This window comes from Ruegeria sp. YTSA064, assembly GCF_059610325.1.
The window spans coordinates 165,197-178,364 of the sequence record NZ_JBXWNK010000009.1 but is presented as its reverse complement, the minus strand read 5'-3'; the positions used below and the strand labels follow the sequence as shown (position 1 = coordinate 178,364).

15 protein-coding genes are annotated in these 13,168 nt (G+C 58.3%); 4 read left to right on the top strand and 11 right to left on the bottom strand.

The window, feature by feature from the left end; translation table 11 throughout:
• Positions 1-42 precede the first annotated feature (42 nt).
• The 6 genes from AC2FI7_RS15235 to AC2FI7_RS15210 form a co-directional block, all read right to left on the bottom strand.
• The gene (locus tag AC2FI7_RS15235) at positions 43-525 is read right to left on the bottom strand and encodes a DUF2269 family protein (protein ID WP_010438107.1); all 483 of its coding nucleotides are present in this window, start codon (positions 523-525) and stop codon (positions 43-45) included.
• Positions 525-1,826, bottom strand: a complete 1,302-nt coding sequence (locus AC2FI7_RS15230; RefSeq protein WP_259462722.1) for an SDR family oxidoreductase — start codon at positions 1,824-1,826, stop codon at positions 525-527. Before AC2FI7_RS15230 ends, AC2FI7_RS15235 begins: the two co-directional genes overlap by 1 nt.
• A gap of 98 nt (positions 1,827-1,924) precedes the next feature.
• Positions 1,925-2,635 carry a VIT1/CCC1 transporter family protein gene (locus AC2FI7_RS15225; RefSeq protein ID WP_010438103.1) on the bottom strand — a complete coding sequence of 237 codons (711 nt, stop codon included), beginning with the start codon at positions 2,633-2,635 and terminating at the stop codon, positions 1,925-1,927.
• Between the two features lie 54 nt (positions 2,636-2,689).
• Entirely contained in the window at positions 2,690-3,679 is a 990-nt protein-coding gene (locus AC2FI7_RS15220) for a YcjF family protein (RefSeq protein ID WP_496816480.1), read from the bottom strand.
• On the bottom strand, positions 3,672-4,127 hold the full coding sequence (locus AC2FI7_RS15215) for a GNAT family N-acetyltransferase (protein ID WP_496816482.1): 456 nt from the start codon (positions 4,125-4,127) through the stop codon (positions 3,672-3,674). Before AC2FI7_RS15215 ends, AC2FI7_RS15220 begins: the two co-directional genes overlap by 8 nt.
• A complete protein-coding gene (locus AC2FI7_RS15210; protein WP_496816484.1) occupies positions 4,124-5,539 on the bottom strand; it encodes a YcjX family GTP-binding protein in 1,416 nt (471 codons plus the stop codon). The genes AC2FI7_RS15215 and AC2FI7_RS15210 overlap by 4 nt, the downstream gene beginning before the upstream one ends.
• Before the next feature lie 107 nt (positions 5,540-5,646).
• On the opposite strand from AC2FI7_RS15210, the gene truA reads away from it, so the two are divergent.
• Positions 5,647-6,414, top strand: a complete 768-nt coding sequence (gene truA / locus AC2FI7_RS15205; RefSeq protein WP_010438098.1) for a tRNA pseudouridine(38-40) synthase TruA — start codon at positions 5,647-5,649, stop codon at positions 6,412-6,414.
• A gap of 2 nt (positions 6,415-6,416) precedes the next feature.
• On the opposite strand, the gene AC2FI7_RS15200 is transcribed toward truA, so the two are convergent.
• The 5 genes from AC2FI7_RS15200 to AC2FI7_RS15180 form a co-directional block, all read right to left on the bottom strand.
• On the bottom strand, positions 6,417-7,355 hold the full coding sequence (locus AC2FI7_RS15200; RefSeq protein WP_496816485.1) for a nickel/cobalt transporter: 939 nt from the start codon (positions 7,353-7,355) through the stop codon (positions 6,417-6,419).
• The gene (locus AC2FI7_RS15195; protein ID WP_010438096.1) at positions 7,340-7,987 is read right to left on the bottom strand and encodes a DUF1007 family protein; all 648 of its coding nucleotides are present in this window, start codon (positions 7,985-7,987) and stop codon (positions 7,340-7,342) included. The genes AC2FI7_RS15200 and AC2FI7_RS15195 overlap by 16 nt, the downstream gene beginning before the upstream one ends.
• Positions 7,988-8,057: 70 nt before the next feature.
• Positions 8,058-8,858 (bottom strand): thioesterase family protein, encoded by an 801-nt coding sequence (locus AC2FI7_RS15190; protein ID WP_496816488.1) that lies wholly within the window; start codon positions 8,856-8,858, stop codon positions 8,058-8,060.
• Positions 8,859-8,874: 16 nt separating this feature from the next.
• On the bottom strand, positions 8,875-10,110 hold the full coding sequence (locus AC2FI7_RS15185) for an acyl-CoA dehydrogenase family protein (RefSeq protein WP_496816490.1): 1,236 nt from the start codon (positions 10,108-10,110) through the stop codon (positions 8,875-8,877).
• A 212-nt stretch (positions 10,111-10,322) separates the two neighbouring features.
• Complete coding sequence (locus AC2FI7_RS15180; protein WP_010438090.1) at positions 10,323-10,679, bottom strand: hypothetical protein; 357 nt, start codon at positions 10,677-10,679, stop codon at positions 10,323-10,325.
• A gap of 176 nt (positions 10,680-10,855) precedes the next feature.
• Between AC2FI7_RS15180 and AC2FI7_RS15175 the strand changes: the two genes are divergently transcribed.
• The 3 genes from AC2FI7_RS15175 (at position 10,856) to AC2FI7_RS15165 (ending at position 13,148) form a co-directional block, all read left to right on the top strand.
• Positions 10,856-11,689 carry a bifunctional allantoicase/(S)-ureidoglycine aminohydrolase gene (locus tag AC2FI7_RS15175; protein WP_010438088.1) on the top strand — a complete coding sequence of 278 codons (834 nt, stop codon included), beginning with the start codon at positions 10,856-10,858 and terminating at the stop codon, positions 11,687-11,689.
• Between the two features lie 91 nt (positions 11,690-11,780).
• Complete coding sequence (locus AC2FI7_RS15170) at positions 11,781-12,104, top strand: hypothetical protein (RefSeq protein ID WP_010438086.1); 324 nt, start codon at positions 11,781-11,783, stop codon at positions 12,102-12,104.
• A 54-nt stretch (positions 12,105-12,158) separates the two neighbouring features.
• Positions 12,159-13,148, top strand: a complete 990-nt coding sequence (locus AC2FI7_RS15165) for a type I glyceraldehyde-3-phosphate dehydrogenase (protein ID WP_496816492.1) — start codon at positions 12,159-12,161, stop codon at positions 13,146-13,148.
• Positions 13,149-13,168 lie beyond the last annotated feature (20 nt).

The following is a 13,168-nucleotide window of genomic DNA, read 5'->3' as shown; positions in this document are numbered from 1 at the left end:
AGGAAATCCACATGATTACCGTATGTTGCTTTGCAAGCCTGCCTAAAACAGCGCCAAGTTGGGGCGCGCCAGCATCAACCAGACGATTGTCAGCACAGCAACAAAGGCCGGAATGCCGCAGGCGAACCAAAGGCGGAACAATCGGAAATATGCAACCGGCAAAGCAGTCCCATCGTGATTGGCCAGTCTTGCATAATCCCGCAGCCTGATTTGTATCCAAACCACAGGCAACCAGAACAGGCCGGTCGGAATATAAAGCAGCACAGACGCCACGATCCAATCCTCTGTCAGAGACCAACCTAAGCGCCATGCCAACAACAGTGCGCCCGTCACAGGCTGTAGTACGACCGCGGTTGCGGTGAAAATCATGTCGGCCAACACCACGATACCTGCAGTATGGGCGATAATCCTCGCGTCTGCTGTTCGATGCGCCATCAGCATGAAAAAGGCGATGCCCGCGCCTGTTCCCAACAGAACACACGCTCCGATCACATGCAGCCAGCGCAGAAACAGGTCCGGGTCCATTAGCGGCTCTCCAACATGGGTCGAGCAACCAATGACAGCATCAATGCGGGCGCGATTTTGACCAATGGTCCCAGCGGATCTAGCCAAAGCTCTGGTGCCATCAACGTTGCGGCTATCAAATAAAACATGGCGATCGCGGCTTGAGCCAAACAAACGCGGGCCGCCCAAGGGCGCCACAGAATTGCCAGCCCCAGCATTATGTCAATCAATGACCAGAACACTACGCTTGCATTTGCGATGGCGCCTGACCAACCATTCCTCGTAAGGACTTCGGCTGCCTGAGAAAGACCCGTTAGTCCGAACATACCGGATAGGACCCAGAAGAGGCAGAGCACAGCAATAACGACCGGCATCAGCAACGTCATCCGAGCTGTCAGCCTGTGTTCTTTCGCGCAAGCCAGCCCGCCATAAATCTCCTCTAATCCGGCCAGAGAGCGGCCCGTAGCACGGCGATATGGCTCAGGGTCGCCTGTCACCCCTTGCGCCATTACCTTCATCGCCGTACTCCGCAGCGGTGATCGCCACCCAAGGTACCCAAGCAGATCTGCCACAGCCGCGACGACTTTCGTTACCTTTGGTGGCATTGTGATAGTTAAGTGTGCAGGCGAAAAGCCAAGCCAGTGTCGTGTCACTGACAAAACCCGCGACAGCGGTTGCGGCGTATCTTCCACCAGATCGTAGCTACCTGGCGGCAGATCGTCGCGAATGGCTGACAAGACGGCGGCGCACAGGTCTCGCATCCCGACACATTGCACCGGAGTTCCAGGAAAGGCGACCGGCTGTACGAAAGGCACTGCCGCCAGCATTCGCAACAGCGCCGTGCCGCCATAATCGCTCTGTCCGATCACCAACCCGGGCTTGAAGCACCACAAAGTCGCGCCACTTGCGCGTAGGGCCGCATCCCCGTCCGCCTTGGAGCGCATGAACTCGGTCGTGGCATCGGTGTCGGCCCCGATTGCCGAGACCTGGACGATTGAAACGCCTGCCTCGGCACAAGCCTGTCCCAGCGATGCAATAGCCGTGTAATGCACTGCGCGCAGATCGTCTTGTCCCCCATCCTGCAGCGCCCCGGCGCAATTCACTACCACATCCACACCTGTGAGGAGTGGCCTCCAGTCCCCGGCTGATCTAAAGTCACGCAGGTCGCCCGACACCAAATCGACATCGGGCAAGACACGTCCCGCTGTCTTTCGGCTGCGTATAAGGCCCTTGACCTCGAGACCATCTGCATGCAGCGCCCGAACAACAGCCGCGCCGATGAAACCATAGGCGCCCAGCACCAATACTGTTTTTTCTTTCAACTTCGCTGCCACAGGTTGACCCACACGTGTTTACGTCACCCTAGCGGATCAAACCCCTGCGACCAGCTTGACTGAGCTGTCTGCGACAACAGCACCGATCAGGGATGGAACAGGGAACCGACCAAGAATGCGATCCCAGCGGCCAGACCACCGATCAGAAGTGTTTCGGCCCCGGATCGCCACCAAGGCGCAAGGGACCAGCGGCTTTTCATGGCTCCGATGGCAAAGAATACACCTGCCGTCATCCAGGCCGAAACGGTAAACGCACCTTCAATCGAGAAAAGGAATGGCAGCAATGGAATCATACCCGCGACTAGAAAAGCAAAGAACGTCGCCATTGCGGCTTTCAGCGGGTGCGGGTCGACGCTGCCTAACCCGTATTCGCCCTCGATCATCAGGTTAATCCAATTGTCGTGGTTTGAGGTGATCTCATCCGTGGCCTCGTCCAACACGCGGCCCGACAGACCTTTTTGCGTAAGGATTTCGCGTACTTCCTTGCGCTCTCCGTCCGGATAAAGCCTGATATGCTGTTCCTCGATGGCGCGGATGCGATGGATGTTGTCGATTTCAGCCTTGGTGCCAGAATAGTTGCCCGCCGCCATCGAGAACCCATCCGCCAGCACATTGGCCAACCCGAGCGCTACGATGACAAATGGCGATAGCCCCGCCCCCGCGACACCGGCGACGATGGCGAACGTGGTGACCGATCCATCGATGCCGCCATAGACCACATCACGCAACACACCACGTCCAGGCGGGGCATTGATCCGTTCGGTAATCTCTTGCTGGCTGTGGCCGTGATCGGTCATGGCTTGCTCCGACTTTTTTATGACGGATCCATGCTATTGTGGCCTTGCGCCAGATCAACTCTTGAAAAACAGCCCGCTAAGTGCGCGTTTGATCATGCCCCGCGTCGAGGGTTTGTGGCGTTTTGAAAAGGGCAGAGGTCGGCACACCTCCATCGCGGCGACGCCAACGCGAGCTGTTAACGCACCATTGACCAAGCCCTCGCCGAACCGGCGAGACAGTTTGCTGAGGACTGAGCCGCCCAGGATCGGCTCCAGTAAATCATCCCCTACAGCTACGGCACCGGTTGCAACCAAATGCACAAACACAGCACGGGTCAGGCTCCAACTGCCAAGAAAGCCCGCCCGACCGCCGTAAATCTCGGCGACGCGTCGGATCATGCGCAATGAACTTGCCAACGCCGTTGCGACGTCAGCCAGCGCAAGTGGCACCAGAGCGGTCACGGTAGCGACCTGCCGGGCTGCGGCCTCGACCTCGCGACTGGCGGTGGCGTCCAGCGAGGCCAAAAGTTCGTCTTCGGCCAAGCTCAGCAGGGTGGCGGCATCGAATTGTTCGCCCATGCGTTCGTTCAGACGGTCGCGGCCCCAGCGGGTTTCATCACGCCCCTTGTAGAACGCAATCAGCCGTGTGGTGACGGTGCGGGCTTGCGTCAAGTCCTCGTCTGCTAACGCAGCATCGGCAGCGCGGCGTAACCCGTCCACGCGAGCAAGGCGACTAATCGCGGCCAATTCACGTAGTGCGATAACCAGCACGACCAGCAAAAGCGCGGCGATCAGGCCCGTGACGATCCACCCCAGAATTGGGGCGCGTTCCAGCAGCGACATGGCAAAATCCCACGCCGCAACCGAGACCACCGCGCCTACGACTGCAAGCGCCAAACCCCAAAACCAGCGCGCCAATGCCGATGGTTTTCGGGCTGCAAACCGAACAGCGGCCTGCATCGCCTGCCCCTGAGGAGGTGCAATATCAGGTACGGGTGGTGCGGTTGAAACATCGGCTGCCGGGGTGTCGTCTTCCAGATCAATCAGCACGGGGCCCTTAGCCATCGACCTCCTCCTTACGTGTCCAGACATATTCGATATCTGGCAGGTTTTCGTCATTCTCGGACCCGTCGCTGCGCGCGACCTCTACAAACGCGTTGCGTTCATAGAACCGACAGGCGCGGTGATTGGCCTGAAACGCATATAGTTTGAGATTGGGGCGCTGCGTCTTCGCAAGATCAAGCAATTGCTTTCCGATCCCCTGCCCACGCGCCGGTGCTGTCAAATAGAGCGACTGCACTTCTTCCCCATCCAACGCCAGAAATCCGGCGACCAGGCCCTGCACCTCGGCGACAGTGACCCAGCCCAAATCAATCATGCGACCGCAAAATGCGATGGTTTCAGCTTCGGAATGCAGCTCTGGCATCCAGTCATTTTCCCGTGCAAACCCGTGCAGAATTGCGCCGGTGGTTCCGGCATCGGTACTGCGTGCTGGGCGGAGGATCGCGTTCACAACCGATCTCCGATCAGGAATTGCGCGGCTCGGTCTAATCGAATATGCGGTGGGCCGTCTCCGGGATTCAGGGTCAGATGCGCCGGTGCGAAGGCCATATAGCCATAATCCTCGCCCAACCAACCTTCGGCCCCGTTTCGCGCGGGGCCAAGCAGATGGGCCGGGTCCTCTGGCAGATCACCGGGATAGAACGCCGCCTGCTTGCCACTGTCCAGCAGAGTACCGCGCACGCAAGGGAGTTCAACGCCGTTATGGCTGCGCATCTCTTCCGTCGTGGTTCGAAGCGAAGCCAACGATAAGGCCGCCGTCTCAGCGCCCGCAAAGCTGGCGCGATCGCGCGCTTCACGGGTCAGAGCCTCAATAATCGCGGTCAGGCGTGGGTGCTGCAGATGGTGCAGATGGTCCGCTTTGGTGGCCGCAAACAGGATACGCTCGACCCGCTTGCCAAGCAGCAGTTTGTTCAGCCACGCATTGCGACCGGGGCGGAAGGCCGACAGGATATCGGCCATGGCGCGGCGCATATCTTCAACCGTTTGCGGGCCTTTGTGGATCGCGCCCAGCGCATCGACCAGAACGATCTGCCGGTCGATCCGGGCAAAGTGATCGCGGAAGAAGGGTTTGACCACCTGCGCTTTATACGCCTCGTACCGCCGCTCCATCTCGCGGTGCAGTGAACGGCGGCGTGACGTCTCGGACACTGGCAAAGGTGCGAAGGTCAGCACTGGGGACCCGGCAAGATCACCCGGCAGGAGAAACCGACCGGGGGTGCAGTCATAGAACCCGGCCTCACGCGCGGTATTCAGGTATTCGGTGAAGCTGCGGGCGAGGTCCTGCGCCTGGGGCTCATCATGTGGCGCGGTTGGGTCGGCCGCTCTGACCTTGGCCAGAAACGCCTCTGCTTGTGGACGGTTGGATATGTGCTCCAACGTGCCACGCGACCAGTCCTCGTAGGATTTTTCCAGCAGGGCCAAATCCAGCAACCATTCACCGGGATAATCCACGATGTCCAGATGCAAAGTTCGCGGCCCCTGTAGCCCTGACAGCAGACCCGCGGGCTGGACTTTGAACGACAGGCGAAGTTCCGATACCGCCCTTGTGCTGTCTGGCCAGTGCGGTGTAGGCCCCGTGAGCGCTGACAGATGGGATTCGAAATCGAACCGGGGCACGGTATCGTCGGGTTGGGGTTGCAGATAGCTGGCGGTGATCCGCCCCTCTCGCTGCGCCACCAACCCGGTCATACGGCCGCGGTCCAGGAGGTTGGCCACCAGCGATGTGATAAATACGGTTTTACCAGACCGCGCCAATCCCGTAACGCCCAGCCGAATGACCGGCTCAAAGAACGTCTCGGACACGCGGTCGCCCACGGATTCGACACCGCGCACCAGACTGTCTGCAAATGATGAGATGACCAAGCTGTCGCCCCGCAATTATCGTTTTGCCCAAGATAGGTAGCGGTTACCGCACTTGCCAGAGCTTTCGCCCCCTTGCCCGACCGACCAAGGCGCGATACCAGCGCCTCATGCCCAGATACGCGCTGAAAGTCGAATACCAAGGGGAACCGTTCGCCGGATGGCAACGGCAAAAAGAGCTACCCTCGGTTCAGGGTGCCATCGAACACGCATTGTCGCGGATCGAACCCGGCGAACATACCATTGCTGCCGCCGGACGTACGGACGCAGGAGTTCACGCGCTGGGGCAAGTGGCCCATTGCGATCTGGTCAAGGACTGGGATCCGTTCCGTCTGTCCGAGGCGCTGAATTACCACCTCAAGCCGCAGCCCGTCGCTATCGTGAACGCCGCGCGGGTGGATGATGACTGGCACGCCCGCTTTTCGGCGCTAGAGCGGCAGTATCTGTTCCGCATCCTGATGCGTCGGGCGCCTGCGACTCATGATCGGGGACAGGTCTGGCAGATTAATCATACCCTGGATGTCGCAGCGATGCAGGCCGGGGCGGATATTCTGATCGGGCGTCATGATTTCACCACCTTCCGATCCTCCATCTGCCAGGCCGCCAGCCCTGTTAAAACGCTGGATGAATTGCGGGTGGAACGGGTGCAGGGCTTCTCTGGCCCCGAAATCCACTTTCACGTCCGCGCCCGATCATTCCTGCACAATCAGGTACGTAGCTTTGTTGGAACGTTAGAGCGCGTGGGGGCCGGAGCGTGGACGCCCGAGGACGTGCGCGAAGCGCTGGTGGCAGTTGATCGCTCGGCTTGTGGCCCAGTTTGCCCCCCGCAGGGGCTGTATTTGGCAAGGGTCGGATATCCGGAGCCAGTTTTCGACTAAGGTTACAAAGCCCGAAGCAGCAGCCCGCTTGCAATCACAGCGATGATTAGTCCTGCAACCAGTTCGATTGTAGGGGCCAGCACTGATGCAAAGCGCGTGGCCGAGGCTGAGGCAAGCAACCCGCCGCGCAGCCCGAAGGACGTCCATCCGACCAGAGTCGTCACCGTTGCAGTGCCCAGCGCCATAGCGAACGCGCCCGCGATGCCAACCATCGCGATACCCATCTGCCAAGTCAGAATCAGCACAAACAACGCCCCGGTACAGGGTCGTGCAGCGATGCCTGCGACCAAAACCATTGCCTCGCGCACGCTGCCGACCTGAGCGACCTCTTCGGCTGTCGGGCCGTGACGGTGGCCACAATCCGCGCAGACGTCGTGGTCGTGATGATGGTGATCAGGGTTGTGCGCATGGTGATGGTGGTCGTGTGTATGCGATGTCTGGCTTTTGCGATGCCGTACAAAGCTGCGCAGCGCGCGAAAGATCAACCACAAGCCGATTACCGCAATCATGCCATAGCTGATCGGCGCCATGACCTGTTCGGTCGTGCCTACCAACGTCTCGCGCGACATCTGGAACACGAGAACACCCGCATAAACCAACACGATTGCCGTGACTGCTTGACCCAGACTCGACAAAACACTGATCGCGGATAGTCGCCAAAACGCGACACGACGGCCCAACCCGTACCCCCCGATTAATACCTTGCCATGACCTGGTCCAATGGCGTGGAAAAAACCATAGGCGAAACAGACGGCCAGTAGCGTCGCGATAGCTTCGGGCTGCTCGGCCCGGGCTGCACGCAAGGCGCGAGCGATCTGGTTCTGGAACTCCCGCTGCTCATCAGCCGCCCATGCAGCCAGATGATCAAAGCCACCGCTGCCCCAGAACCAAAGGAGCAACCCGCAAGCGATAACGACGGGAACGATCAGGTATTTGGACATGAAAGTCTGATCTCAGTTGCGAATTTCTCACCAACCAAGGGGATGTCGTTCTCCTCGAGGTCATAGTCGGCATCGAGTGTCCGTAAAAACGCCTGCATCTGCGCCAGTTCTGCGTCAATGTCTGGATCGCTCCGGTCAATCTGACAGATGACAGGACCCGAAACCGTCACAGGCCGGGTCACCTCGTAGGCGGTGTAAAAGCTCTCATCAAAGGCTTTGATCGACAGGTCACTTGCCGGAACGGGCGTGCCTTCTACCGAGCGCAAATGCGTGGTCACGATACGTGCATCTTCAGTCGTCGCTTGTGGCTCTAACGGGCCAGACAGGGGGATCACGGTCTCGCCCATACGAATGACCAAATCGCCGTTGTACCCTTCAACCCATTGCGCATCGAAGCCGCTTAGAAATTTTTCTTCCGCTTCGGTCAGCACGCCATCGCCGTCCTGATCCAATCTCATGTCTTCCAGCACCAGCAGCGAATAGAATTCATCATAGGCCCAGGTCACACGCACATGGGTCAGGTTGCCTGCGTCATCGACCACGAACTCCAGTCCCGTGTCGATAAAGACGTGCGGGTGGGCCAAAACCGGAAATGGCAGGCAGCAGGTTAGAAGGGTCGCAATCCAACGCATAGCGCAAAGATAGGGTGCGGGGCAGGCATCGGCAATCCGGTTCCCCGGAGTATCGCAGAATCTAGCCGAGTTAATTGGGCGGAAACAGAACCAGAGTCTGTAGCGCCGTTCCCACAGGTCCCTGCGTGTCAAACAAAACCGACTGCGACATACCAATCCCCGACGACTGCCAGTGCGAAATCGAATCGGAGGCCAGCCAGTCTGAGGTGGGCTCTCGATGGACTTGTATCGTCAGATCGGTGTTCATGAATCCCATCTCGGTCGTGGGCGCATTCCATGATATGCCATTACCACAATCCGCGAGCGGGCAGAGCGCCTGTATCGGCGAGGGATCTTCGCCATCAACCAAGGGGGGCGTGCGCATCCACACGATTTTGGGACCAGCGCCCTGATTGCCGCCAGCTGGATAGCCAATTTCTGAGTGATGGGCAAAGCCAGGCAGATCATGCCGCATTTCACCGATTGGAAATGGGCCATCGACGACATCTTCCAATCGCGGTGCGGGCAGGTCGACATTGGGAACAGACCCAAGGTCCCTGCGCGCCACATGCATGGTGGTTGCCGTTGCACAAAGCGTATCATCCAGGTCATGAACGGTGACGCGTGTGGTCGCCAGCGTTTTTGTGTGGCGCGTGGTCTCCGCCGCGACCCGCAAACCGGCCAAAGGCAGCGGGCGCAGCAAATTGACCGTGAGGCGGGTCAACATCTTATCTGGTCCGACCTCGGTCTCGGCCGCTCGTACAATCAGGCCACTGACTGGCCCCGCATGACAGTTATCTGCGGACCAGGGCCCGCGCGCGGGATCATTGCCGACAAACTCACCTTGCGTATTCTGATGAAAATACGCCTTCCCCAACACATCCGATATCATCGCGGTTGCTTCTGCCTCAGACTTTTTCCTGCGTGTACTTCTTTAGTTCGGCGCGGGCGACCTGGCGACGATGCACCGCGTCGGGTCCATCCGCCAGACGCAAGGTGCGTACATGAGTCCACGCGTTCGCCAAAGGTGTATCCTGGCTGATACCCTGCGCGCCAAACATCTGCACAGCCTCGTCGATAACCTTCAGCGCAACTTTAGGCGCCACGACCTTGATCTGGCTGATCCAAGGGGCCGCCGCCCGCGCATCGCCCTGATCCATGTACCATGCCGCCTTTAGGCACAGCAGTCGGGCCATTTCGATCTCCATCCGACATTCGGCAATGATGTCGTAGTTGGCGCCCAGTTGCGCCAGCTTCTTCCCGAATGCTTGGCGTTGCAGTGACCGCTTGCACATTTGCTCCAATGCAGCTTCGGCCTGACCGATGGCGCGCATGCAATGATGAATGCGACCCGGCCCCAGACGACCCTGCGCGATCTCGAACCCGCGCCCTTCGCTCAGCAGGATGTTCTCGGCTGGAACCCGGACATCTGTGAAACGGATATGCATGTGACCATGAGGTGCATCGTCGTGGCCGTAGACTTCCATCGGCCGCAATACCTCGATGCCAGGCGTGCCTGCTGGCACCACGATCATCGACTGGCGCTGGTGTTTCTGCAGATCATCTCCGCCCGTTTTGACCATCACGATATAGACCTTGCAGCGCGGATCACCTGCCCCGGAAGACCACCATTTCTCACCATTCAGAATGTAGTCAGCACCGTCCCGCACACAGGACATCGAGATATTCGTGGCATCCGACGACGCCACATCCGGTTCGGTCATCAGATAGGCCGACCTGATTTGGCCATCGAGCAATGGCTTCAGCCATTGTTCCTTCATCGCGGCGGTGCCGTAGCGCTCAAAGACCTCCATATTCCCGGTGTCAGGCGCAGAGCAATTAAATACTTCAGCCCCCAAAGGGGTCTTACCCATTTCTTCGGCAAAATAGGCGTACTCAACTGTACTGAGGCCAAAGCCCTTATCACTGTCCGTTAGCCAGAAGTTCCACAGCCCAGCCGCTTTGGCCTTGTCCTTTAGACCTTCGAGGATTTCGGCCTGACGCTCGGTGTATTGCCAGCGATCACCTTTGTTGATCTCGGCATGATATTCCTGCTCAAGCGGCAAGACCTCATCCCGGATCATATCAGCAACACGTTGCAACAAGGCACGATTCTCATCGCGCAGTCCGAATGTTATGGTCATGTATAGTCCTCTCTACAGCACCGCGCGCACCCGACGCTTGGGTCCGAGGATGGCTCAGCACCTATGACACTGTCCAGTTGGGTGACGGAACGTCATTCAGATAAAACGACACCATACACTGCATCACAGTGAGGTGCCTGCGGTCGCGGCAGAAACGTTCGATTGGATCGGGCGTAGATACATGAGGTCAGACGCCGACCCAGTGACAGCGTTTAAGGTGCCAGTATCCAGTTACCATCGGCAGTTCTGCAACGGCGTGTTCTGATATCCCGAGCCTGTTCCGCGCCTTCGGGCTGCACAATATGCTGGAGTATTACGCAATTATCCTGAACGCTGTGAACCCGGATCGTCCCTTTTGAGCCCGTATCCTGATTAAGCCATGCCCTCTCTTGCCCAACCGAGGGCGAGCCTGAGGACAACAACGCATTCGAGGTGGCGCTTAGCACTTCGAAATCCGCGGGGCTCAACCCCATTTCCGCGATGATTCGGGAAATCGATTTGGCCTGAGCGATTCCACTCGAACCCAGTAATAGAACGGTAACGAGCGCTGAATAAAAGAAGGCTTTCATTATGGGGCCTCGCCGATCTGAACAACTTTCACGCTCATAGATATACCTCTGTGCGTGTGTGGCCAAGCCCAACTTGGTCACCTTCAAATTATCCCGAACAAACCTATTGCAAGGCGGGTGCTAGGTCCCTCCGCCAGTTCGCCTCATATTATCCCAAGACGAACCAGAGGCATTTGATGACACATCCAAAATACTATGCACCTACAGGCGGTCACCCGGGGCAAGAGCAGTTATTGACTGACCGCGCCATGTTCACCGACGCCTATGCGGTGATCCCGAAAGGCACGATGCGCGACATCGTCACCAGCTTTCTTCCTTTCTGGGAAGGGACACGCCTGTGGGTTCTTTCGCGGCCTCTGAGTGGGTTTGCCGAAACATTCTCGCAATACATCATGGAGGTTCAGCCCAGTGGCGGCAGTGATACTCCGGAAACAGACCCAAACGCACAAGGTGTGATTTTTGTCGTCGAAGGCTCTGTAACCCTGACGTTGAACCAAGCGGAGCACGTACTTGAGACCGGAGGATATGCCTATATCCCACCCGGAAGTGACTGGACCCTGCACAATCGCGCCGATTCCGTTGCCCGGTTCCATTGGGTTCGCAAAGCCTATCAGGCCGTGCCCGGTCTGCCAGCCCCTGATCCGATCATCACCAACGAATGCGAGGTGACGCCCGTCGAGATGCCCGGCACCGAAGGGCGTTGGTCTACCACGCGTTTTACCGATCCGCATGACCTGCGGCATGACATGCATGTCAACATCGTCAATTTCGAGCCCGGTGGCGTAATCCCATTTGCAGAAACCCATGTGATGGAACACGGCCTTTATGTGCTGGAGGGCAAGGCGGTTTATCGACTCAATCAGGATTGGGTCGAGGTCGAGGCCGGAGATTATATGTGGCTGCGCGCTTTCTGCCCCCAAGCCTGTTATGCGGGTGGTCCGGGTCGGTTCCGGTATCTGTTATATAAAGATGTAAATCGGCATATGCCTCTGTCGGTTCCCTCGCGATAGACGACCATAGCGTTAATGTCCGGTATAGGGGTTCACAGAATCGCTGGAATCTGATGAAATTACATAAGTTTTCAGCACTGGAGATTGTTCAATGTTACTGCGCGGTACGATGATTGCACTGGTTGCCACCCTTGGCCTTTCGGCGTTCAACGCCGAGCCGGTCGCAGCCAAGGAAGAAACCAAGTCCGTTTTCGTCATGAGCCGTACCTGGGCGGTGACGCAGGTCTCGGACGCGCCTGTGGTCTATCGGGCCACGCGGGACAACAACAATCTGAACCCCTTTGGCCCCCCGCCACGTCTGCGCACCATCCAGGCGATGGCTGCGATACAGCAGGCGACCGGATGCAAGGCGATCTATTCCAGCATGTATCAGAACATCTCGGGCCAGTTCTTTTCACAGGTCAGCTGCAACTGAAATTGGTACAATACTTTGATTGAGATCGCCTGATCTGCCTGCCATAGCTTGCGCATGAAACTTGCGATCAACGGATTCGGCCGTATCGGCCGCACCATCCTGCGACAGGTCCTAGGCCCGTCGCAGCATTCGGATATCGAGCTGGTGCTGATCAACGATATCGCACCGCTCGAAACCTGCGCATATCTGTTCAAGTACGACAGCACTTTCGGACCTTATCCAGGTTCGGTGGCAGCCGAAGGTGGAGCATTGAACATTGATGGCCGGATTGTTCCAATGTCCCACAGCGCAGATTTGGCAAAGGTCGATCTGTCCGGCGTCGATGTGATGCTGGATTGCACCGGCATCGCGCGCACGTCGGATGTTGCCAGCCGGGGATTGACTGCCGGGGCGGGCAAAGTGCTGATTTCCGGCCCCTCACCTGCTGCCGAGATCACGGTTGTACTGGGTGCAAACGAAGATCATTTGGGCAACGCACGGATCGTGTCGAATGCGTCATGCACCACGAATGGGCTGGCACCGCTCGTCAAGCTGATTGATGAAATCGGCGGGCTTGTGTCCGGGCACATGACCACGATCCACTGCTATACAAACAGCCAGCCTATGGTCGATGCACCACGCGGGGATCTGGCCCGTTCGCGCGCCGGAGCATTGTCGATGGTGCCTACGACCTCAAGCGCCACACATCTGATCGATGTTGTGCTGCCAAATCTTGCCGGTCGCATTTCAGGGGCTGCGGTGCGTGTTCCCACGGCCAGCGTATCTGCTGTCGATCTTGTCGCCACCCTTGAACGGGGCAAGAGCGCGGATCAGTTCGACCAAGCGTTTCGCAACGCGGTCGCAGCTTCTGCCGTACTGGGCTGGACCGATCTGCCCTTGGTATCATCTGATTTGCGCTCCCGTCCTGAATCACTCGTTTTGGCCGGGCCCGAGACGCGTATGATCGGAGAGAACCAAATCAGGGTCTTTGGTTGGTATGACAATGAATGGGGTTTTTCGGCCCGCATGCTGGATGTCGCACGCTTGATGGCCGAAGCGGGGTGACCCGCAGCGCTGAGCCGAGC

Excerpts from the sequence above, each read along its gene's own strand:
- AC2FI7_RS15185 (WP_496816490.1), bottom strand. The coding sequence starts at position 10,110 with ATGACCATAACATTCGGACTGCGCGATGAGAATCGTGCCTTGTTGCAA.
- AC2FI7_RS15195 (WP_010438096.1), bottom strand. The coding sequence starts at position 7,987 with ATGCGTTGGATTGCGACCCTTCTAACCTGCTGCCTGCCATTTCCGGTT.
- AC2FI7_RS15175 (WP_010438088.1), top strand. The coding sequence starts at position 10,856 with ATGACACATCCAAAATACTATGCACCTACAGGCGGTCACCCGGGGCAA.
- AC2FI7_RS15235 (WP_010438107.1), bottom strand. The coding sequence starts at position 525 with ATGGACCCGGACCTGTTTCTGCGCTGGCTGCATGTGATCGGAGCGTGT.
- AC2FI7_RS15220 (WP_496816480.1), bottom strand. The coding sequence starts at position 3,679 with ATGGCTAAGGGCCCCGTGCTGATTGATCTGGAAGACGACACCCCGGCA.
- AC2FI7_RS15165 (WP_496816492.1), top strand. The coding sequence starts at position 12,159 with ATGAAACTTGCGATCAACGGATTCGGCCGTATCGGCCGCACCATCCTG.
- AC2FI7_RS15190 (WP_496816488.1), bottom strand. The coding sequence starts at position 8,858 with ATGATATCGGATGTGTTGGGGAAGGCGTATTTTCATCAGAATACGCAA.
- AC2FI7_RS15180 (WP_010438090.1), bottom strand. The coding sequence starts at position 10,679 with ATGAAAGCCTTCTTTTATTCAGCGCTCGTTACCGTTCTATTACTGGGT.
- AC2FI7_RS15170 (WP_010438086.1), top strand. The coding sequence starts at position 11,781 with ATGTTACTGCGCGGTACGATGATTGCACTGGTTGCCACCCTTGGCCTT.
- AC2FI7_RS15200 (WP_496816485.1), bottom strand. The coding sequence starts at position 7,355 with ATGTCCAAATACCTGATCGTTCCCGTCGTTATCGCTTGCGGGTTGCTC.
- truA (WP_010438098.1), top strand. The coding sequence starts at position 5,647 with ATGCCCAGATACGCGCTGAAAGTCGAATACCAAGGGGAACCGTTCGCC.
- AC2FI7_RS15225 (WP_010438103.1), bottom strand. The coding sequence starts at position 2,635 with ATGACCGATCACGGCCACAGCCAGCAAGAGATTACCGAACGGATCAAT.